This window comes from Methylomagnum ishizawai (assembly GCF_900155475.1).
In the GTDB taxonomy this organism is placed as follows: Bacteria; Pseudomonadota; Gammaproteobacteria; order Methylococcales; family Methylococcaceae; genus Methylomagnum; species Methylomagnum ishizawai_A.
In genome coordinates, this window is record NZ_FXAM01000001.1 from 3,946,118 (window position 1) to 3,966,599 (window position 20,482).

Below are 20,482 nucleotides of genomic sequence, written 5' to 3' on the forward strand. Positions count from 1 at the left end.
GTCGCCAGAGCTGACGCGGCCCGCGATAATGGCGATCCCGCGCCATATCCTGGGCCACGCCATGAGACTCACGATTTTCACCAAGCTGCTGCTCGCCATCTTCCTGGGGATGCTGGTCATCCTGGGCGCGATGTTGGGTTCGGTGCAATGGAGCTTCCAACGGGGCTTCGACGATTATCTGCGCAAGGTCGAAGCCCGGCGCATGGACGCGCTGGCCGGACTGCTGGAAGCGGGATACGCCCGGCATGGCGCTTGGGATTTCCTGAGGGACAACCCATACGCTTGGTTCGACCTGCTCGGACAGGTCGCCGCCGCGGACAAGGTCCGGGACGGACCCGAACCCCCGCCCGCGCCGCCGTTCGAGGCTGCCGGGGGCTTCCCCGGCCCCCCGCCCGGACATCCCCATCATTTCGGCCACGCCGGCCCGCCGTACCCCCCGCTGTTCAAACACGGCCATCTCAGGGTCGTCGATCTCGATAAGGTCCAGGTCGTCGGCCCCCCCGAAGGCCGGGAGCCGGGCGCCATGGAGACGCTGCGCCCGCTGCTCCACGCCGGGCGGACGGTGGGTTGGTTGGGCTTCCTGCCCGACCGCCACGCGACCGACCGGCTGCAAGCCGCCTTTGTCGAGCAATACGCCCGCGCCAACACCCTGATCGCCGTCGTGGCCCTGGCGGTGTCGTTCCTGCTGTCCCTGGCGCTGGCGCGGCAATTCCTCGCCCCGATCCGCCGCCTCGCCGCCGGGGCTAACGCCCTGGTCGCGGGCGATTACGCCACCCGCATCCCGGTCGGAAGCCGCGACGAACTGGGCCGCTTGGCCGGGGATTTCAACCGGCTGGCCCAAACCCTGGAACGCAACGAGCAAGCCCGCCGCCAATGGGTGGCCGACACCTCCCACGAATTGCGGACGCCCCTGGCGGTGCTGCGCTCGGAGGTGGAAGCCCTGATCGACGGGGTGCGCGAACCCAGCCCGGACCGGCTGCGCTCGCTGCATTGCGAAATCCTGGCCCTGGGCAAGCTGGTGGACGATCTGCGCGAATTGTCGAGCCACGACCTGGGCAGCCTGGATTACCGCATGGCCGGACTCGACCTGGCCGGGCTGGTGCTGGACTGCGCCGAGGGCTTCCGGTCCCGTTTCGAGGCCAAGGGCATCGGCCTGAAACTGCCGGAACCCATCCCGTTGCCCATCCTGGGCGACGCCGGGCGCTTGCGGCAATTGTTCCTGAACCTCCTGGAAAATAGCCTGCGCTACACCGACGCCGGGGGCGTGTGCCGGATCGCGCTGGGCCGGGAGGGAAACACGGCCTGGGCCGCCCTTGAGGATTCCGCGCCGGGCGTGCCGGAAACGGCGTTGCCGCGCCTGTTCGAGCGCTTCTTCCGGCTGGACCCCTCTCGCAGCCGCGCCCTGGGCGGCACCGGGCTGGGGCTTGCGATCTGCCGGGGCATCGCCGAAGCCCATGGCGGCGGATTGAGCGCCGCCGCCTCGCCCCTGGGTGGACTCCGGCTGCGCTTGGACCTACCCTTGGCGCCTCCGTGAACCGCCGGGACTGCCATGAACACGACCAAACGCATCCTGATCGTCGAGGACGAACCGAAACTGGCCGGGGTCTTGATGGACTATCTGGCGCGGGCGGGCTACGCCACCGATTGGCTGGCCGATGGCCTGGGGGTCGCGGCCCGGATCGCCGCCGCCCCGCCCGACCTGGTCCTGCTCGACCTGATGCTGCCGGGGCGGGACGGCATGGATGTGTGCCGGGATATCCGCAAAACCTCCAACGTGCCGATCTTCATGGTGACGGCGCGGATCGAGGAGATCGACCGTTTGCTGGGGCTGGAACTCGGGGCCGATGATTACATCTGCAAGCCCTACAGCCCACGCGAGGTGGTGGCGCGGGTGCGGGCCTTGTTCCGGCGGCTGGAAACCCTTGGCGCGGCCACCCCGCCGCCGGCCTACCGGGTGGACCGGGAAAAGATGCTGATCGCCTTCCACGGCGCGGCCCTGGAGCTGACCACGGTGGAATTCCGCCTGCTCGCCATCCTGATGGAAACGCCGGGGCGCATCTATTCCCGCGAGCAACTGCTGAACCGGCTGTACGAAGACCGCCGCGTCGTCACCGACCGCACCATCGACACCCACATCAAGAACATCCGCCGCAAGCTGGCGCAGGCCATCGGGGAGCGCGAGGCGCTAGTGTCGGTGTACGGGGTGGGCTACAAATTCGAGTGGTCCTAGCGCATTTCCGGTTGGGGTTTACGCTCAGCCGGGTGGGCGCGGAATATATGCCCACCCACAGATAACGTGAAAATGCCCTGGCACCGGGCCGCTACCAAACCCGCTTCTCCATCAGGTCCTGGAATTGCCTGAGGTCGATGCCGAAGGCGTCCGGTGGATGCAGGGTGCGGATCGCGAACAACCGGCCCTGGTCGTCGTGTTCCCGTTCGCTCAGATCGAGGAAACGGACCGGCACCCGGTTCTTGCCGGCGTCGCGGCAGATCACGATGCGGGGCCGCAGGCGCGACCGCGGATTCTGTTCGATCACCACACCCACCTCGCCAGTGGTGAGTTCCACCACGCTGCCCGCCGGATATACCCCCAGACAGGAGATGAAGCCCACCGCCAGCTGCGGGTCGATCTTGTCCTTGGCGAGGTCGTTCAATATCTTGATGGCCTCGATGTGGCTACGGCCCCGTTGGTAGCTGCGGTTGCTGGTGATGGCGTCGTATTTATCGACGATGGAGACGATCTTGGTGTAGAGGTTGAGTTGGGAGCCATCGAGGCTGCGGGGATAGCCGGTGCCGTCGAGGTTCTCGTGGTGGCCGAAGGCGACATCCACGGTGCCGCTATAGATATTGCGTCCCGACATCAGGATATCCCGGCCATGGCGGGCATGCGTCTTCATGATGGCGAATTCCTCGGGGGTGAGCTTGCCTTCCTTGTTGAGAACCTCCAGGGGTATCCGCACCTTGCCCATGTCGTGCAGCAAGCCGCACAGTCCGATGTTCTCCAGTTCGCGGGGTTGCAAACCGGCCTGCCGCCCCAGGGTGATGGCATAGACGCAGACGTTGAAGGAGTGCTGGCTGGTGTACTCGTCCCTGGTCTTGATCTGGGTCAGGAACATCATCGCCTCGGAATTCCTGAGGATGCTGGACACGCATTCCGAGACCGCCGCCCTGGCGACCTGGATGTCCACGCTGTGGCCGAGCCGGATGTCGTCGATGAAGCGCTTGACGAGGCCGCTGGTCTCCCGCTGGGCGGCACCGGCCTTCCCCAGTTCGCGCTCGAAGCCCCCCTCCGGCTTGGCGCGGTGGCCGGGGGACGACTGGCCGGCCTTGATTCCCGGAAGGCCGTAGCTCACGATGCGGGAGCGCACGGTGTCGATATAGACATACTCGCAAACTGCCTGGACCGCCAGGATATCCTGCTCGGTCTTCAGTTCGAAGCCTTGCAGGAGGAAAGGCGTTTCCAGCCAGGGCCGGTCCAATTCGGAAACGAACATGCCAACGCGCAACTCGCCGACGGGAATCTTGACGGTCTCGCGTTCGTCGATTTTATGTTGTTGCAGTGTATTCATAGGCCGGTACCCGCAAGCCAAGGCCGTAAGAATGGAAAACGACGGCGGCGCGGGCCACCTGTCACGACCGCACCGAACCAAGGCCTTTCCCGGCCACGACCGACCGGAACCGCTACTGTTTTCCCCGTTCTTTATTTTTGTGGACATGGCACCTTTCCTTGGCGCAAGGCTTAAAGACTAGCGTCCATCGCGCAAAAAATCACCTACTGCCGGATGGGTTGCCCACCCCTCGGCCAAGCTTCCGCACCCAGTGGCCGTACCCATTCACAACCCCGTCCCCTAGCCGCCCTAAACTGGGACACCGATGTTCCCCAATCCAGGGCGGCATACGCCCGGACAGCCTGGGCAATCCACCCCCCCGGACGCCACCACGTCCCATCCGCGCTACGGGGTTTGTCAAGCCCCCCTCAGACCGGGGGCGGGCCGCCCTCGACACAATGCCCGGCGATATTGACCGCCAGGAAATTGGTCGAACCGCTCAATCCCGGCGTGCCGCCGACCACGACCACCACGTCTTCCGGGGCGATGGAGCCATCGGCCAGCAGCGAACTCACCGAACTATAGACGAGCTGGTCGGTATTGGGCTGGGGCGCCTGGAGCTGGGCATAGACGCCGTAGCGCAAGGCCAGCTCCCGCACCGTGCGCAGCCTCGGGCTTTTCACATAGATGGGGATGCCGGGCCGGTAGGCCGACACCAGCCGGGCGATGCGGCCGGTTTCCGAGTCGGCGATGATGGCGCGGGCCGGGACTTCGCGGCAAGCATGGGCCGCCGCGTGGGCGAAATAGGCCCGCACCGGGCTGGAGGTGGCGTCGGCCTCGATATCCCAGCCCCTAGGGCGCTGCTTCTCGGCCTCGCGGGCGATGCGGGCCATGGTCGCGACCGCCTCCAGTGGATATTTGCCGTTGGCGGTCTCGCCCGAGAGCATCACCGCGTCGGTGCCGTCGAACACCGCGTTGGCGACATCGGACACCTCGGCGCGGGTCGGGCGCGGATTTTCGATCATCGAATGCAACATCTGGGTCGCGGTGATGACCAGCTTGGCCTTGCGGGCGGCGGCCTGGATGATGCGCTTCTGCAAGGTCGGCAATTGCTCGAACGGCACCTCCACGCCCAGATCGCCCCTGGCGATCATCACCCCGGCGCAGGCTTCCAAAATCTCGTCGAGATGGTCGATGCCCTCCTTGTTCTCGATCTTGGCGACGATTTGGACCGGGCTTGGGTGGGCGTCGAGGATATCCTGCACCGCTTTGATATCGGCGGCCCCGCGCACGAAGGAATGGGCGATATAGTCCACCGCGTTCTCCGCCGCGAAATGGATGAATTCGGCGTCACGGCCCGAGAGCGCGGGCAGGTCCAGCCGCACCGAGGGCACGTTGACATTCTTGCGGGCGGCGATGCGGCCCGGATTCACCGCTTGGCAGACCAGGGCGTCGGACGCCTTGGCGACCACGGCCAATTCCAAGCTGCCATCCTCGATCAGGATGGCCGCGCCGACCGGCACCTCGTCGATGAAACCGGGATAGGACACACCAAACGCCTTGCCCACCGGGTCGGCGCGGACGATGCGGACGGTCTCGCCCGCCGCGAGCGGGATCGGCGCGGCGATGTCGCGGGTGCGGACTTCCGGCCCCTTGGTGTCGATCAGGATGGCGATACGGTCGGACACGGCGCGGATATTGCCGACCACGCCCAGGGCGTCGTCGGGTGTGATATGGGCGGTGTTGAGCCTCACGGCGTCCATGCCGACCGCGTGCAGCGCGGCCAGGAATCCGGGTTGGCAATGATGGTGCGACAGGGTCGCGAGGATTTTGGTGAGTTTGGGATTCATGGCGGTGGGCGCTCGATAGAAAGCAAGGGAAGGATTCTATCCAGCGTCACGTGACACCCATAGTGTATGGCGGGTGAATCCGCTCTTTCCTCGCACGACCTCCCCAACGGCGGATCCACGGCCCGCGCCCGAGGAGGCCCACCCTCAGGCTGGGCGTACCCCCAAACCGAAAATGCGCTAGCGCTTGGGCTTGGCCCCGGCCAGCCAGCCGTTGATGTCCTCGATATCGCGCAGGGACAGGGAGCCGCTCCACAGCCGCAAAGCCACCAAGGACCGGATATAGTCGTACCGCGCCCCGGCATATTCGAACCGGGCCTTGAGCAGGTTCTTCTTGGATTCAAGCAAGGCCACGATGGTGGCGACCCCGAGTTCGTAGCTCTTTTCCTGGGCCACGCGGGCCTTTTCGCGGAACTCGATCTCCTTGGCGGTGGAATCCACCTTGGCCCGGCCAGTGCGGGCGTTGAGGTAGGCGGTGCGGACTTCCTTGTCGATTTCGCGCTGGCGTTCCACCCGCTTTTCCTGGGTGGTCTGATAACGCGCCACCGCCTCCTTCGCCGCGGCCTCGATCTCCCCGCCGGAATAGATCGGCACGTTGAGCTGCACCCCGACGCTGGCCGAGTTGTAGCGCCCAATCGGACGGTTGTCGTAGCCCTGGTTGTCGGAATAGATTTCGGACAGTTGCAAGGACAATTGCGGCAAATGCTGGGCGCGGGCGCTGCCTATCGCGGTCTCGGCGGCATCGAGGGCGTATTGCAAAGCCTTGAGGGCGGGATGGTTGGTGTTGGCCTCACGCACCCATTCGTCCACCTGCCCCGGCACCTCCGGCAGGCGGTCACGGGCGAGGGGGGCCAAGTCGGGCACCGGCATCCCGGTGGTTTCGCGCAGCTTTTCCAAGGCCACGGCCTTGGCGTTGCCGACCTCGATCTCGCGGGTCAGGAGGGTCTGGTAATAGGCTTCGACCTCGTAGAGATCGGTCACCATCGCCATCTGCCGCTCGTACATCCTGCGGATGCGCTGCATCTCGCTGGTGGTCAGCGCCTTCTCGCCCTCGACATAGCTCATCTCGTCCACCGCCTCCAGCACCATGAAATAGCGGTCGATCAGATCGGCAGTGGTCGCCATCCGCACCGCCTCCAATTCCTGCTCGGTCTGTTGGATCGAGGCACCGGCGCTTTGATAGCCCAGGTAGGACGGCAGATCGAACAACGCCTGCCGGGCCTGGATCACCCCGCGCATACCCGCGTAGCCGTCCACGGTGTAGCCGGGGAAGCGGCTGCCGCGGTCCTGGCGGAACTCGTTCCAACTGTAATTGCCGACCGCCATCACCTGCGGCAACAGCTTGCTCAGGGCTTGGTCGCGCTGGGCATGGGCCTGGTCGATGGTGTATTCCTTGCCCTTCAGCACCGGGTTGGTGGCGAGGGTCTGTTCGTACAATTGCAGCAGGTCCACCGGCCCCGCGGCCTGGGCCAGCCCCGCCCACAACGCCAGGACCAAACTCGGGTAAAGGCTACGCAAGGCTCAATCCTCGATGAAGGAACGGGCGAAGGTGTCGGTGAGCGGGCGGGTGAGGTATTCCAACAAGGTCCGCGCCCCGGTGTTGATGAGGACCTCGGCGGGCATCCCCGGCACCAGTTCCAGATGCTGGCCGGCCAAATCCTTCAACCCCTCCGGCGACACCTCGACCCGTGCCAGATAGTAGGGCATGGCCTCCGGCTGGCGCTCGTCGACCAAGCGGTCGGCGGACAGGCTGGCGAGCTTGCCGTCGATCTTGGGAGTTTCCCTGGATTTGAAGGCGGTGAAGCGGATTTCGGCCTGTTGCCCCACCTTGACCCGGTCGATATCGTTGGGGGAGACGCGGGCCTCGACGATCAGCTTTTCGTTCTGCGGCACGATGTCGAGGATATGGCCGCCGGGCGGGATCACCGCGCCCAGGGTATGCACCGCCAGCCCCATGACCATCCCGGCTTCGGGCGCCTTGATGACGGTGCGCTGCACGGTGGCCTCCACCGATTGGATTTTCTCGCGTAGCTCGAAGCTCTGGGCCTGGACCTCGACCAGTTCCTTGGCGACCTCGCGCTGCAATTCCTTTTTCAATTGCAGGATTTTGAGTTCGGTCTCGCTGATCTGGAGTTCGGTGGCGGCGACATCGGCCACCAATTCGCCCAATTGGCCCTCGCTCTGGGCCAGGCTGCGCTCCAATTCGCGGACCTTCTGCTTCTCGGTGAAGCCTTCTTCCAACAGGCTGGCATAATCCTTCAATTCGCCACGATAGGACTCGACCAAGCGCTCGCGGCTCTGGCGCTGGGAGTTCAGGCCGTTGGCCTTGGCCTTCAATTGCTCGACTTGGCGACGATAGACGGCGATCTCGCCCTCGTGGGCGGTTTTCCGCACCGCGAAGGTCTGGCTCTGCACCCGGATGGCGTCCTGCACCCTGGGATCGTCGCGGTGGACCAGCAAATCCTGGGGATAGGCCACCCCGGCCAGCCCATCGCGCTGGGCCACCAAACGGGCCTCGCGGGCGGCGGCGATATAGTATTCGCCGCGCAGCACTTCGAGCTGGGCCTTGGGCTGGGTGTTGTCGAGGGTCACGAGGACCTGGTCCTTCTTCACCGTTTCGCCGTCGCGGACCTGGAGGGTCTCGATGATGCCGCCTTCGAGGTGCTGGACGGTCTTGCGGTAGCTTTCCACCGTGATGACGCCGGGGGCCAGGGCGGCGCTGTCCAGGGGGGCCAGGGCCGCCCAGCCGCCGAACACGCCGAACACCAGCAGCACGGTGGCGAGACCGATACGGCGGGCGGGACGGTCGTCGTCGGGCAAGGCCGGGGTCGTATTAAGTACGGATGACATGGGCTGGGGTTCGCTGCGGGATTAGGAGGAAGCGGCCTGCCCGATGCGGGCGGGCTGGACCGGGCGCGGTTGGGCTGTTGGCTGGGGCTGTTGGGCTTGGTTCAATTTGGCGAGCACCTCGTCCCTGGGACCGCACAGGGCCACCTGCCCATCGACCAGCATCAGCACATTGTCCACCTGGGCCAGCATATTGGTGCGGTGGGTGATGATGATCACGGTCTTGCCCTGGCGCTTGAGTTCGGCCAGGGTGGCGATCAAAGCCATGTCGCCGGCTTGGTCGAGGTTGGAATTGGGTTCGTCCAAAATGACGACGCGGGGATCGCCGTGCAGGGCGCGGGCCAGCCCCAAGCGCTGCTGTTGCCCCGCCGACAACACGCCGCCGTTACCGAGCAGCCGGGTATCGTAGCCCTGCGGCAGGCGCAGGATCATGTCGTGGATACCGGCGGCCCTGGCGGCGGCGACCACTTTTTCCGGATCGATCTCGCCGAAGCGGGCGATGTTCTCGCTGACCGTGCCGTCCAGCAATTCCACATCCTGCGGCAGATAACCGATGTATTGGCCGAGTTGCCGACGGTCCCAGTGCAGGATATCGGCCCCGTCCAGCCGCACACAGCCCTTGGCCGGACGGTATAGCCCCAGGATGCCGCGCACCAGGGTCGATTTGCCGGCGGCGCTGGGTCCGATGATGGCGAGTTGGGTGCCGGGTTCCAGCACCAGGTTGATCCCCTTGATGACCGCCTCCTGGGCACCGGGCGGGACGATGACCAGTTGTTCCAGGGCGATGCGGCCTCGCGGGGCGGGCAAGGGCATGGGGGGTTCGCGCTCCGGCACTGCCGCCAGCAAACGGTCGAGCCGGTGATAGGCTTCGCGGGCGGTGAGGAAGCCGCGCCAATTGCTGATCATCAGGTCCAAAGGCGCCAAGGCCCGGCCCAGCAGGATCGAACCGCCGATCATCAGGCCCGGCGTGATTTCCTTGTGCAAGGCCAGATACGCGCCCAAACCCAAGGCCAGCGATTGGATGGTGAGGCGGTAGGTTTTCCCCAGCATGCTAATCAAGCCGGCCTTGGCGCTGGCCTGGCCTTGCAGGGACAGCATCTTCATCTGTTTCTGTTGCCAGCGGGCGCGCAGCGGCTCGTGCATGCCCATGGCCTCGATCACCTCGGCGTTGCGGAGGTTGCGCTGGGTGAATTGGCTAGCCTCCGCCGCTTCGCGGTTGGCCTGTTCCAGATGGGAGCGGGTGGCGAGTTCGTTCCACACCGCCAGCACGCCCAGGACGATGGCGGACACCACCGCCAGCACGCCGAAGGCCCAATGGAACAGGAACATCAACACCAGATAGATCGGCATCCACGGCGCGTCGAAAAAAGCGAACAAGCCCGGCCCGGTCAGGAATTGGCGCAGTTGCAGCAAATCGCCCAAAGGCTGGGCGGTCGCCATCCGCCCGCCGGTCGCCAGCGCCTGGGCGAACACCGAATCGAACACCCGGTTGCCCAGCAATTGATCCAGCCGGGTACTGGTGGAAATCAGGATTTGCGAGCGCACCCATTCCAACCCGCCCATCACCAGGAACAGGAACACGGTAATCAAGGTGAGCATGTAGAGGGTGGATTCGCTGCCGCTGCTGATGACCTTGTCGTAGACCGCCATCATGTAGAACGACGGCACCAGCAACAGCAAGTTGACGAACAGGCTGAAGAAGCCGGCGAACAGGAACGAGCCTTTGCAGGCCGCGAACGCCTTGCCCAGGTCGGATTCCGCGAAACTGGACCGACCGCTGCCTTGGGATGGGGTCATGGATGCCGGAACTCCGTGCTTTATATCGATGGATCAACCAGGTTCGGGAAGGCCGTGGCCGGAGCGCGGCGGCCTTGGCCGGGGGGGACATCCTTGTCGATCCTCCTGGAAAGCATAGCGGGGATTGCGGGGCTGCCCCCGGTCAAGCCCAGGCTTCGGACTTGGGTTCCCGGATCAGGAGGTTCCGTACCGCTTCCAAGGGGGCGAGTCCTTCGTAAAGAATCCTGTAGGTCTGTTCGGTGATCGGCATCTCGATGCCATGGCTCCGGGCTAGGCCATGGAGAATCTTGGCCGTGGGAATGCCTTCGATCTCCTGGCCGATGCGGGCGGCGACCTCCGCCCTCGATTCACCCCAGCCCAGGCCCAGGCCAAACCGGCGGTTGCGCGATTGGTTGTCGGTGCAGGTCAGGAGCAAATCGCCGACCCCGGCCAGGCCCATGAAGGTCTCGGGCTTACCGCCCAGGGCCAGGCCCAGCCGGGTCATTTCCGCCAAGCCGCGGGTGATGAGGGCGGCGCGGGCATTGGACCCGAAACCCAGGCCATCCGCCACCCCGGCGGCGATGGCCAGGACGTTCTTGGTGGCCCCGCCCAATTGCACGCCGACGATATCGTCGCTGCTATAGGCGCGGAACCGCTCGTTGTGGAGGAGATTGACCAGGGCCGCCGCGAATTCGGGATTTTTCGAGGCCACGGTCATGGCGGTGGGTTGGTTGGCGGCGACCTCGGCCGCGAAGGTGGGACCGGACAATACCGCCGTCGCCGCTTCCGGCCCGAACACCGCCGCCGCCACCTCGTGCAGCAAACGCCCGCTTTCCAATTCCAAACCCTTGGTGGCCCAGGCGACGCGGGGCCGCGGCGGCAAATGGGGGCGGACCTCGGCCAGCAAAGCCCCGAAGGCATGGCTGGGCACGGAAACGATGAGGAATTCGGACTCCGCCACCGCCTCGGGCAGGGCCGCGACGGGGTGGAGGGACGCGGGGAAGCGGGCTTCAGGCAGATAGCGCCGGTTCAGACGCTCGGCCTGGAGGGCCGCGACGTGGGCGGGATGATGGCCCCAAAGTTTGACCCTGTGGCCGTTTCGCGCCAGCAAGATCGCCAGCGCGGTACCCCAGGAACCCGCCCCCAATACCGATACCTTAGCCATGATGGCGCGACAATCCCGGCCTTAATGATTGGTCGGGGCTTCCGCCTGTTGCTGCAATTGCTGGAGATGCTGCATGTAGAGCGCGTCGAAATTGACCGGGGCCAGCAGCATCGGAGGGAACCCGCCCTTGATGACCAGATCGGACACCGCCTCGCGGGCGTAGGGAAACAGCACGGTGGGGCAATAGCTGCCGAGCAAATGGCCGTATTCCTGTTCTTGGAAACCCAGGATCGAAAAAATCCCGGCTTGGCAGATTTCGATCAGATAGGCGGTTTTGTCGACGACCTTCACGGTCAAGGTCACGGTCAGACCGACCTCGAACAGACCTTCCTGAAGCTGCTGGGCATTGCTCGCCAGGTTGAACTCGACCTTAGGCTCCCAGTTGAGGGTGAACACCTCGGGGGAATGCGGGGTCTCGAACGAAACATCCTTGATGTAAATCTTTTGCAGGGCGAACTGGCGTTCCGGCTGCTGCGCGTTTGCTTCGGCCATGGGGTTTGTTTTCCTATGTCGGGGTTAAAAGATGGGTTTCAGCGGGATTATTTCTTGCCGCCGCGTTTCCGGGTCACGGGAAGCTTCTGGTCTTCCCAGGCCAACATACCGCCGCTCAACTCGAACACCTGGGTGAACCCTTGGGCCAGCAATTGCTTACAGGCCGGCTGGGAACGGGTGCCCGACTGGCAGGTCACGATCACCGGGTTTTGCTTATGGGGTTCAAGTTCCAAGGCGCTTTCGAGCTTCGCCAGGGGGACGTTGCGGGCACCTTCGATATGGCCCTGGTCGAACTCGTTCGGCTCGCGGACATCCAGCACCAAGGTGTGGTCGTCGTTCATCAATGCCACGGCCTCGATGGGTGAAACGGTCTTGTGCTTGCGGGTCAGGCTCTCGATAAAATCCTGGATCAGCAGGATGATAACAATAAACAGCCCGCTGCTCATGATCCAATGATTGCCGATAAATTCAACGAGCCGATCAAAAGTAACGTTCATAGGGTGGATTCTCGATACGGGATGGAATCAGCGGTGACAAAACAATTCCCTCATCAGTTCGATCAACTGTAGGGTGCGTTGGTCATCGACATAGTAGTAAACACGGTTGGCATCTTTCTTACAGGCGAGGATGCCCTTGTTCCGCAGTATCCCCAGATGTTGGGAAATGTTGCTCTGGGTGGTGCCGACCTGTTCGACGATCTCCTGGACGCTGACCTTGTCCTTGCCCAGGACGCACAGGATTTTGAGCCGCAAGGGGTGGGACATGGCTTTCAGGCAGTTCGCCGCTTGCTCGATATCCGACTCCTCCGTGATCAACCTTTCCTGTGTTTCGGTCATGTATGCCCCCCCATCGTGTAAGCGGTGGACGCTGCGGACCACCTTCACGGCAGACGACGAGCGTGCGAAAAAAGGTTAGAATCGCCCTTGGTATTTGCCGTGTCCGGCGGGTTTCCGGGATCACCGGGCTTGAACCAAGCGAGGGATTATACTTTGAAGTCGCAGCCGCCTAAACCCGCCATCCCGGCCGGCCATGGCGACAACAACTCCCGCCTGACCGCGTCCTCCCCTCCCCAACCGCTTTGAGGCGGACCCGTTTTGTTGCTCCTGCCCATCCTCGCCTTGCTTTGCCTCGCGCTGTCCGCCAAACCCGGTGCCGGCGCGGAACCCCAGCAGGCATTGGAAGCGGTCCAGGAACGCCTCGATTCGGCCCGGAAATCCCGCGACGAGATGGAAACCCAAAAAACCGCGCTCGACGAACAACTGGCCGATATCGAGCGCAAGCACGGCCAAACCTTCAAAGCCGTCAAGGCGCTGGAAGCCGAAGCCCGCAAACAAACCCAGCGCCTGGAAGACCTCAAGCGCCAACGCCTCGCCCTCTTGGCCGCGGTGGAACGCCAGCACCGCGCCCTGGCGGGACAAGCCCGCGCCGCTTACGGATTGGGCCAGCGCGATTGGCTCAAACTCCTCTTGAACCAAGAAGAACCCGCCCGGCTCGCGCGTGTGTTAGCCTATTATCGATATTTGAATTTGGCCCGGGCCGCGCTGCTGCAAGAAATCGACCGCGCACTGGCCGCCGCCCAACGCCTGGGCGATGAACTTTCGCGGGAAACGCAACGTCTCAACGAGACCCGCCAGCACATCCTCGAAGAACGCCACGCGCTGGAAGATTCGAGGCGGCAACGGCGCGGCCTCCTGGCCCAGTTGGAACACCAACTCCGCGACAAGGACGCCGAACTCCGGCGGCTCCAGGAAGACGAACAACACCTGCGGGACTTACTGACCACGCTGGAAGCCGCGCCCCCGGCCGGGAATGACGACCTCCACCCGCCCTCCCCCACCCCCGACGCCCGTCCGACCTGCCCGGTGCAGGGCCGCCTGGTCGGACACTTCGGCAGCCCCCGGATGAACGGTCGCTGGGACGGCCTGTTGATCGCCGCCGAGGAAGGCACCCCGGTGCGGGCCGTCGCCAATGGACAGGTGGTCTATTCCGACTGGCTGCGCGGTTATGGCCTGCTCACCATCGTCGATCATGGCGACGGGGTGATGAGTCTTTATGCTTACAATCAAAGTTTGAACAAAGAAGTAGGGGAACGGGTGGCGGCGGGCGAGGTGATCGCCACGGTCGGCACCAGCGGCGGCCGGGCGGAACCCGCCCTTTATTTCGGAATTCGGGAACAGGGCCGGGCGGTCAACCCCCTGCCGTGGTGCGACCGCACCCATTGACGGCCCCTGTGAAATTCGTGGCGTTTTTGTTGACGAGAAAACCTATGTTGCGACAGAGAAATCTTCTAACCCTTACCCTAGGCGTCGCGCTCGGCGCTACGATCAGCCTCGGCGGCAGCGCGTTGGCCGAGAAAGAAGCCGGGGGCGATGTCAACTCGATTCCTTTCGAGGGATTGAAGACCTTCTCGGAGGTTTACGGGCGTATCCGCCAGGATTACGTCGAGCCCGTCACCGACGACAAACTGCTCGAAGACGCCATCCGCGGCATGTTGACCGGGCTGGACCCGCATTCGGCCTATCTCGACAAGGAGCAATACAACGAACTCAAGGTCGGCACCACCGGCCAGTTCGGGGGCTTGGGGATCGAGGTCGGCATGGAGAACGGTTTCGTCAAGGTGATCTCGCCCATCGACGACACCCCGGCCCAGAAGGCCGGCGTCAAGGCCGGCGATCTCATCATCCGCCTCGACGACAAGCCGGTGAAGGGCATGAGCCTCAACGACGCGGTCAAGCTCATGCGCGGCGAACCCGGCAGCCCCATCGTGCTGACCATCGTGCGCGAAGGCGTGGAACAGCCGATCAAGATCAAGCTGGTGCGCGACATCATCAAGGTGAAAAGCGTCAAGAGCCGCTTGCTGGAAGACGGCTACGGCTATGTCCGCATCACCAGCTTCCAATCCAAAACCGGCGACAACGTCCTCGAAGCCCTCGGCGACCTCCGCAAGAACGGCGAATTGAAAGGGCTGGTGCTGGACCTCCGCAACAATCCCGGCGGCGTCCTCAACGCGGCGGTCGCGGTCAGCGACGCCTTCCTGGACGATGGCCTGATCGTCTATACCGATGGCCGGGTCGAGGATTCCAAGATGCGGTTCAGCGCCACGCCCAGCGACGTACTGAACGGCGCCCCCATCGTGGTCCTCATCAATTCCGGTTCGGCCTCGGCCTCGGAGATCGTGGCCGGTGCCCTGCAAGACCATAAACGCGCCATCATCATGGGCGAAAAAACCTTCGGCAAAGGCTCGGTGCAGACCATCCTGCCGACCAGCAACGGCGGCGCGGTCAAGCTGACCACGGCCCGCTACTACACGCCATCGGGCCGCTCGATCCAGGCCGAGGGCATCGCGCCCGACGTGCCGATCTCCAAGGTGAAGCTGGAAGCGGTGGCGCAATCCGAATTCGCCCCGATCAAGGAAGCCGATTTGGTCAACCACCTCGACAACAAGACCAAGAAGGAAGAACCCAAGAAGGACGACGCCAAGAGCGCCGAGGACAAGGAAGAAGCCCTGGCCTTGCAGGATTATCCCTTGAACGAGGCGCTGAACCTGCTCAAGGGCATCAACATCGTCCGCCATCGCGGCGGCAGCACCGCCGTGACCAAGAAAAACTGAGGCACGACAGGCGCGGGCGGACTTCCGCCCGCGCCTACGGGTTCCCGCCGTCCGGCCCGGCCTGATCCCGGACGCCCTCGAAACTCCCCTTCCTGATATTCGCGAACGCCAGTTCCGGCAGGCTGAACAACGCCCCGCGCAAACCTTCCCGCAATAATCCCCCCCGGTCGAACGGCCCCGCCACCAGCCCCAAGGCCGCCCCGCCCAGGCCATAGGCCAGATTGACCGCCCCGTACAAGGGCCGCGCCCAGAACACGTCCTCGGTGAACAACAAGAACAAGCCGTCCCCCGGCTTGATCCGGTAGAAGCTGGAAGTCAGGGTGGTGGATTCCGCCGCGAAGACCGGCCAACCCGCGCCGAGCGCCGCGAATTGGCCCAGCTTGCGATTGCGATAGGACGGCAAAACCGCGACCGGTCCGGCCCGGAACCGCTGCCGGACCAGATCGAACCACCGGAACGGCACGAAACCCCAGTCCTCGCCCGGTGCCAGATAACCGCCCAGCGCCGCCCGCGCCTGTGGCTCCGAAGCGAACGCCGAATCCACCGCCCGCACCAACTCGGTCACGCAATTGCGCCGGACCAGATCATAGGGATAGAGCGCTTCCAACTGTTCCCGGAAACGCCCGGCCCGCGCCCGCGCCGCCCGTTCCGCCCGCGCCAGGACGCCGGATTCCCAGCGGGGCCGGGGCGCATCGACCCCACCCCAGCCGGAAGGCGGCTCCACCCGGCGGGCATAGCGGACGGGTTGGCGTTCGGCCAGGCCGCGCTGGATTGCGGCGATCTGGGAAGCCTGGTGTTCGAGTTGGTTGTAAGCCTGCTCGTCCGGTTCTTCCAGGGCAAACACCGCCCGGCGCAAACCCGGCCATCCGTCCCGCAAGCGCCCCAAGAGCGCACCCAGCGGCCCGGCTTGGCCCTCGACCGGGGTGGACATTTCGGCCCGACCGGGCGGCGGCAAGACATCCAACAACAACAGCTGGTCGCGGGCCAGGGATTCGGCCACCGCCAGATACCGCGCCAAGGCCAGCAACAACGGGAAACCCCGCTCGGGCGTTCCGCCACCGATATCGGCCACGATGGCTTCCGCCAGGCGTTCCCGGTAAGCCACCAGCCACGCCCGTTCCGCGCCAGACAAGGGTTGGCCCGGTGCCGCGTCGATCAATGCTCCTGCCCGCAAACCCCAGGATTCCAGCACCACCCGCCACGCCAGCCAGCGCGAACAGTCGTCTTCCCAACGCCGCGCCGCGCTCGGCGGATACAGCGGATAACGATCCGGGGCGGGTGCGTCGAGCAACGGCGGCGACGGGCGATAGGCCACGTCCATGAGCGCCCGGACCAGCCGTTCCCGTTCCCGCAGGACGAAATCCGGGCCGTAGCGCCGTTCCAGCGCGGCCCGCAATCCGGCCAAAGCAGCCCGCGCCCCCAACCCCGGTGCGAAAAACCCCACGCCCCGCATCTCGAACCGCCGCCCTTCCCGGAGCGCGGCCAGCCATTCCGTGTCGCGTTCCAAGGCGGCGAGTTGCTCGACATGGCGGTTTTGCACCAGCAACAACAAACCCAGCCGGTCGGCCACCCGCTCAAGGTCGGCGGGGGCTAGCGGCACTTCGACCCGATGGAGATTGCGGTTTTCAAGGTCGTTGTAGACGAAGCGGAAACGGTCCCACGCTTCGCGCACCAGCCGGGTATAGCCTTGGTCGTTCTCGAAGTGGTAGACCTCCGGCCCGATCCCGAGCGCGGCATGGCCACCGCTGGAACCGCCGACATTGGCATCGATGTAGATGAAACCGAGGGAGGACGGGCTGGCCAAGACGGGCGGGACCAGCCCAAAGAGACAGGACACCAGCGGCGCGAACCAGCGCCGCCGGTGCGGGACACCCGGTTTAATACTTATAGCCGTCCTGGATATAGCGCTGGGCATTCTTATCGCTCAGCAGCACTTCCTGGAGGAAAGGCTGCTTGTCGATATCGGTCTGCGGCACGCCGGCCTTCTTCAAGCCCTTGCCGATGCCGTAATAGGTCGCCTTCTCGTGCCGCCAATCGCTGATATTGTGCTGCATGGCGATCCGGCCCACGGCGGTAGGGAATTCCTGCGCTCCCAGCGAAGACCCGGCGATGGAATAGGTCAGGTTGGCGATATCGTCGCGGTAGGGGACTTTGTCCTTGCCGATCCCGTCCTTGGGGCTGGACGAGCCGGAAATGGACCCCACCGAATCCGAAATCGACCCGATGGAATGCGAAATGGAACAACCTGCCGCCAGCGCGGCCAGGCAGGCAAGCAAGAAAACCAATGTCTTCGGCATGGTGAACCCCGAATATGGAAACGGACGCGGCGACCGCGGTCTTATGGATTGATACGGGTGATTTTGGAACCCTGCAAGCCCAGCCCGGCCATCAGACCTTTCTGGTCGAACACGAAACCGTAGATATCATGCTGCAAGGTGGTGGTGGTCAGCGATTTCGCCATCCCGGCATCGACGATCACGATGCTGGGGCCGACCCCGATTTCCCAGCCGTTGGATTGGTCCAGATAACCCAGCGCCCCGTCGCTCATGAAGAACAGCGCGTAGCCGAACGATTGCACCCCGGCCTGCAAGCCATAGGAAAACGCCGAGTTGTTGTAATAGCCCACGGTACGGCCATGCTTGCGTAGCACGCCATCGCCGTAGTAGGCCCCGAACAGGAATCCCCCCTTCACGATATCGGGAAACACCAAAATCCCCTTGGCCCGCGCCGCCAATTTGCGGGCTTCGGGCGAACTGTCGTACAGCTTCCTCAGGGCGAAATCGGCGTCGCGGTCGAGTTGGGCGGCCCGACTGATCCCACCGCCGGTTTGGCAGCCGGTCAGGGTGAACAGCAGCGCCAGCAATAATCCAGCCCACAGGGCGATAGGTTTCATGGCAATTCTCCTTTGGTTGAAATCCGGGCGGGGCGAATGGCGATTCTACCGGATTCAAGCGCGGGCTTAACGCAGCCCCGGTGATTTTCCCGCGCCCACGAAAAAGCCCCCGCTCCTCGCGGAACGGGGGCTTTTCTCAAACGGCGGGCATCACGCCCGGCGCCGGTACAAGGGCAGGGGATTATCCACCGCCGCCTGATAGGTCACGCTGAACTCGGTCAGCGCGGGCAGCCACTTGGCGGGATCGACGCCCTCGGCCAGTTCGAAGGCATCGATCCCGACCCGTGCCAGATAAAACATCTGGTCGCGCAGGAAATCGCCCCTGGCCCGCAATTCCCCGGCATAGCCGAACCGCTCGCGCAGTAACCGCGCTTGGCTGAACACCCGCCCGTCGGCGAAATGGGCCAGCTCCAACACGATGAGATCGAAGCGGGCGAGGTCGGCGGCGATATCCTCCGGCGCGTCCGCCGCTTCCAGACGGACGCCCAAACCGGCGTGGCCGCTCAATTCGCTCTTTTCCGCCTGCCAGCGCTTGAGGGAAACGCTGGCCTTGCCTGGGGGCAGGGCTTCGTCGTCGGCGATATGCCGCCAATCGTCCGGGATGATCCCGCCATGCTTAATGATCGCCATAGACGCGCTCCTGGAAAGGTTCGATACCGACGCGGCGGACGGTTTCGAGGAAAGCCTCGTCGTCCAGGCGCTGTTCGCGGTAGGTCTGGAAAATCGCCTCCATGGCGTGGATCACATCCTCCTTGGCGATAGCGGGGCCGAGCCGTTCGCCCAGGGATGCCTGGTTGGCCGAGGAACCGCCCAGGGTGATCTGGTACCACTCCTCGCCCTTCTTATCGACGCCCAGGATGCCGATATGGCCCACGGTATGGTGGCCGCAGCCGTTCATGCAGCCCGAGATATTGATGCGGAGGTCGCCCAGGTCGTAGAGATAATCCAGGCTGTCGAAAATCTGCTGGATGCCGTTGGCGATGGGGATGGACGTGGCGTTGGCCAGCGAGCAGAAATCGAGGCCGGGGCAGCTGATGATATCGCTGGCGGTGCCGATATTCGGGGTCGCGAGGTCCAGCGCCGTGAGTGCCTGCCATAGCTCGTACAAATCGGACTGGCGCACATCGGCCAGCACCAGGTTCTGGGTATGGGTGACGCGGATTTCGCCGAAGCTGTAGCGCTCGGCCAAGTCGGCCACGGCGTCCATCTGGCGGTCGGTCATATCGCCGGGCGCGATGCCCAGGGGTTTCAGCGACACGAAGGCCACGCGGTAGCCCGGCACCTTATGGGCCACGCTGTTGTGGCGGAACCACGCGGCGAAAGCTGCGTCGCATTGCTTGTGCGCGGCCAGGATGGCGTCCTCGGCGGGCAGTTCGGCGTAGGGATGGGGCTGGAAGAACGCCTGCACCCGGTTGATTTCGGCCTGATCCAACAAGAGTTGATCGCGGATCATGGCCCATTCGGCCTCGACCCGTTCGGCGAATTGGTCCTGGCCCAGTTCCTTGACCAGGATTTTGATGCGGGCCTTGTATTTGTTATCGCGGCGACCATAGCGGTTATAAACCCGGAGGATGGCTTCGAGATAGGACAAAAGATGCCGCTTTTCCAGGAACGGGCGGATCATCACACCGATGATGGGAGTGCGGCCCAAACCGCCACCGACCAAGACCTCGAAGCCGGTTTCGCCGTCGTCGCCCTTGACCAATTGCAGGCCGATGTCATGGACCTGGGTGGCGGCGCGGTCTTTTTGCGCCCCGCTGACCGCGATCTTGAATTTGCGCGGCAGGAAGGCGAATTCGGGATGCAGGGTGGACCATTGCCGGATGATTTCGCAATAAGGCCGCGGGTCTTCCAGTTCGTCCTGGGCCACGCCGGCCAAATGGTCGCTGGTGGTGTTGCGGATGCAATTGCCGCTGGTCTGGATGGCGTGCATCTCGACCGTGGCGAGTTGTTCCAGGATTTCCGGGACTTCCTCCAGCTTGGGCCAGTTGTACTGGATGTTCTGGCGGGTGGTGAAATGGCCGTAGCCCTGGTCGTAGCGGCGGGCGATCTGGGCCAGCATCCGCAGTTGGCGCGAGGACAGGAGGCCGTAGGGGATGGCGACCCGCAGCATGGGCGCGTGGCGCTGGATATAGAGTCCGTTCATGAGGCGGAGCGGGCGGAATTGCTCTTCGGTCAATTCCCCCGCCAGGAAACGCTCGGTCTGGCCCTTGAACTGGGCCACCCGTTCGTCCACCAGGGTTTGGTCGTAGTTGTCGTAGTGGTACATAAGCCTTCGCAGGTTCCGGCCGGGAAAGACCGATC

Annotated in this window: 18 protein-coding genes; 4 read left to right on the top strand and 14 right to left on the bottom strand. The window is 64.3% G+C overall.

Annotated elements, in window-relative coordinates:
• The first annotated feature begins 28 nt into the window (after positions 1 to 28).
• Positions 29 to 1,534: an ATP-binding protein gene (locus B9N93_RS17620; protein WP_085215545.1), complete on the top strand. Its 1,506-nt coding sequence runs from the start codon at positions 29 to 31 to the stop codon at positions 1,532 to 1,534.
• A 15-nt stretch (positions 1,535 to 1,549) separates the two neighbouring features.
• Positions 1,550 to 2,230, top strand: a complete 681-nt coding sequence (locus B9N93_RS17625; protein WP_085215546.1) for a response regulator — start codon at positions 1,550 to 1,552, stop codon at positions 2,228 to 2,230.
• A gap of 91 nt (positions 2,231 to 2,321) precedes the next feature.
• On the opposite strand, the gene B9N93_RS17630 is transcribed toward B9N93_RS17625, so the two are convergent.
• The 9 genes from B9N93_RS17630 to B9N93_RS17670 all read right to left on the bottom strand — a co-directional run bounded on the left by B9N93_RS17630 (position 2,322) and on the right by B9N93_RS17670 (position 12,511).
• Entirely contained in the window at positions 2,322 to 3,569 is a 1,248-nt protein-coding gene (locus B9N93_RS17630) for an HD-GYP domain-containing protein (protein ID WP_176225311.1), read from the bottom strand.
• Positions 3,570 to 3,976: 407 nt separating this feature from the next.
• Entirely contained in the window at positions 3,977 to 5,398 is a 1,422-nt protein-coding gene (gene pyk, locus B9N93_RS17635; protein WP_085215548.1) for a pyruvate kinase, read from the bottom strand.
• 177 nt (positions 5,399 to 5,575) lie between these two features.
• Positions 5,576 to 6,913 carry a TolC family protein gene (locus tag B9N93_RS17640; RefSeq protein WP_085215549.1) on the bottom strand — a complete coding sequence of 446 codons (1,338 nt, stop codon included), beginning with the start codon at positions 6,911 to 6,913 and terminating at the stop codon, positions 5,576 to 5,578.
• Between the two features lie 3 nt (positions 6,914 to 6,916).
• On the bottom strand, positions 6,917 to 8,245 hold the full coding sequence (locus B9N93_RS17645) for an HlyD family type I secretion periplasmic adaptor subunit (RefSeq protein WP_085215550.1): 1,329 nt from the start codon (positions 8,243 to 8,245) through the stop codon (positions 6,917 to 6,919).
• Positions 8,246 to 8,266: 21 nt separating this feature from the next.
• Complete coding sequence (locus B9N93_RS17650) at positions 8,267 to 10,039, bottom strand: type I secretion system permease/ATPase (protein ID WP_085215551.1); 1,773 nt, start codon at positions 10,037 to 10,039, stop codon at positions 8,267 to 8,269.
• Between the two features lie 142 nt (positions 10,040 to 10,181).
• The gene (locus B9N93_RS17655) at positions 10,182 to 11,186 is read right to left on the bottom strand and encodes an NAD(P)H-dependent glycerol-3-phosphate dehydrogenase (protein ID WP_217807367.1); all 1,005 of its coding nucleotides are present in this window, start codon (positions 11,184 to 11,186) and stop codon (positions 10,182 to 10,184) included.
• Between the two features lie 18 nt (positions 11,187 to 11,204).
• Entirely contained in the window at positions 11,205 to 11,675 is a 471-nt protein-coding gene (secB, locus tag B9N93_RS17660) for a protein-export chaperone SecB (protein ID WP_085215553.1), read from the bottom strand.
• Between the two features lie 47 nt (positions 11,676 to 11,722).
• The gene (locus B9N93_RS17665) at positions 11,723 to 12,172 is read right to left on the bottom strand and encodes a rhodanese-like domain-containing protein (protein ID WP_085215554.1); all 450 of its coding nucleotides are present in this window, start codon (positions 12,170 to 12,172) and stop codon (positions 11,723 to 11,725) included.
• A 27-nt stretch (positions 12,173 to 12,199) separates the two neighbouring features.
• Positions 12,200 to 12,511, bottom strand: coding sequence for an ArsR/SmtB family transcription factor (locus B9N93_RS17670; protein ID WP_085215555.1), 312 nt, complete (start codon positions 12,509 to 12,511; stop codon positions 12,200 to 12,202).
• A gap of 258 nt (positions 12,512 to 12,769) precedes the next feature.
• Here B9N93_RS17670 and B9N93_RS17675 point away from each other — a divergent pair, with 258 nt between their 5' ends.
• Entirely contained in the window at positions 12,770 to 13,897 is a 1,128-nt protein-coding gene (locus B9N93_RS17675) for a murein hydrolase activator EnvC family protein (RefSeq protein ID WP_085215556.1), read from the top strand.
• 44 nt (positions 13,898 to 13,941) lie between these two features.
• Positions 13,942 to 15,285: a S41 family peptidase gene (locus B9N93_RS17680; protein ID WP_085215557.1), complete on the top strand. Its 1,344-nt coding sequence runs from the start codon at positions 13,942 to 13,944 to the stop codon at positions 15,283 to 15,285.
• Positions 15,286 to 15,319: 34 nt separating this feature from the next.
• Here B9N93_RS17680 and B9N93_RS17685 read toward each other — a convergent pair whose 3' ends face one another.
• The 5 genes from B9N93_RS17685 to B9N93_RS17705 form a co-directional block, all read right to left on the bottom strand.
• Complete coding sequence (locus B9N93_RS17685) at positions 15,320 to 17,122, bottom strand: hypothetical protein (RefSeq protein ID WP_125469048.1); 1,803 nt, start codon at positions 17,120 to 17,122, stop codon at positions 15,320 to 15,322.
• Positions 17,123 to 17,162: 40 nt separating this feature from the next.
• Entirely contained in the window at positions 17,163 to 17,582 is a 420-nt protein-coding gene (locus B9N93_RS17690) for a putative lipoprotein (RefSeq protein WP_085215559.1), read from the bottom strand.
• Between the two features lie 41 nt (positions 17,583 to 17,623).
• Positions 17,624 to 18,178: a lipid-binding SYLF domain-containing protein gene (locus tag B9N93_RS17695; RefSeq protein WP_085215560.1), complete on the bottom strand. Its 555-nt coding sequence runs from the start codon at positions 18,176 to 18,178 to the stop codon at positions 17,624 to 17,626.
• A 150-nt stretch (positions 18,179 to 18,328) separates the two neighbouring features.
• Positions 18,329 to 18,808 (bottom strand): DUF934 domain-containing protein, encoded by a 480-nt coding sequence (locus B9N93_RS17700; RefSeq protein WP_085215561.1) that lies wholly within the window; start codon positions 18,806 to 18,808, stop codon positions 18,329 to 18,331.
• Positions 18,795 to 20,447: a nitrite/sulfite reductase gene (locus B9N93_RS17705; RefSeq protein ID WP_085215562.1), complete on the bottom strand. Its 1,653-nt coding sequence runs from the start codon at positions 20,445 to 20,447 to the stop codon at positions 18,795 to 18,797. Before B9N93_RS17705 ends, B9N93_RS17700 begins: the two co-directional genes overlap by 14 nt.
• Positions 20,448 to 20,482: the final 35 nt, after the last annotated feature.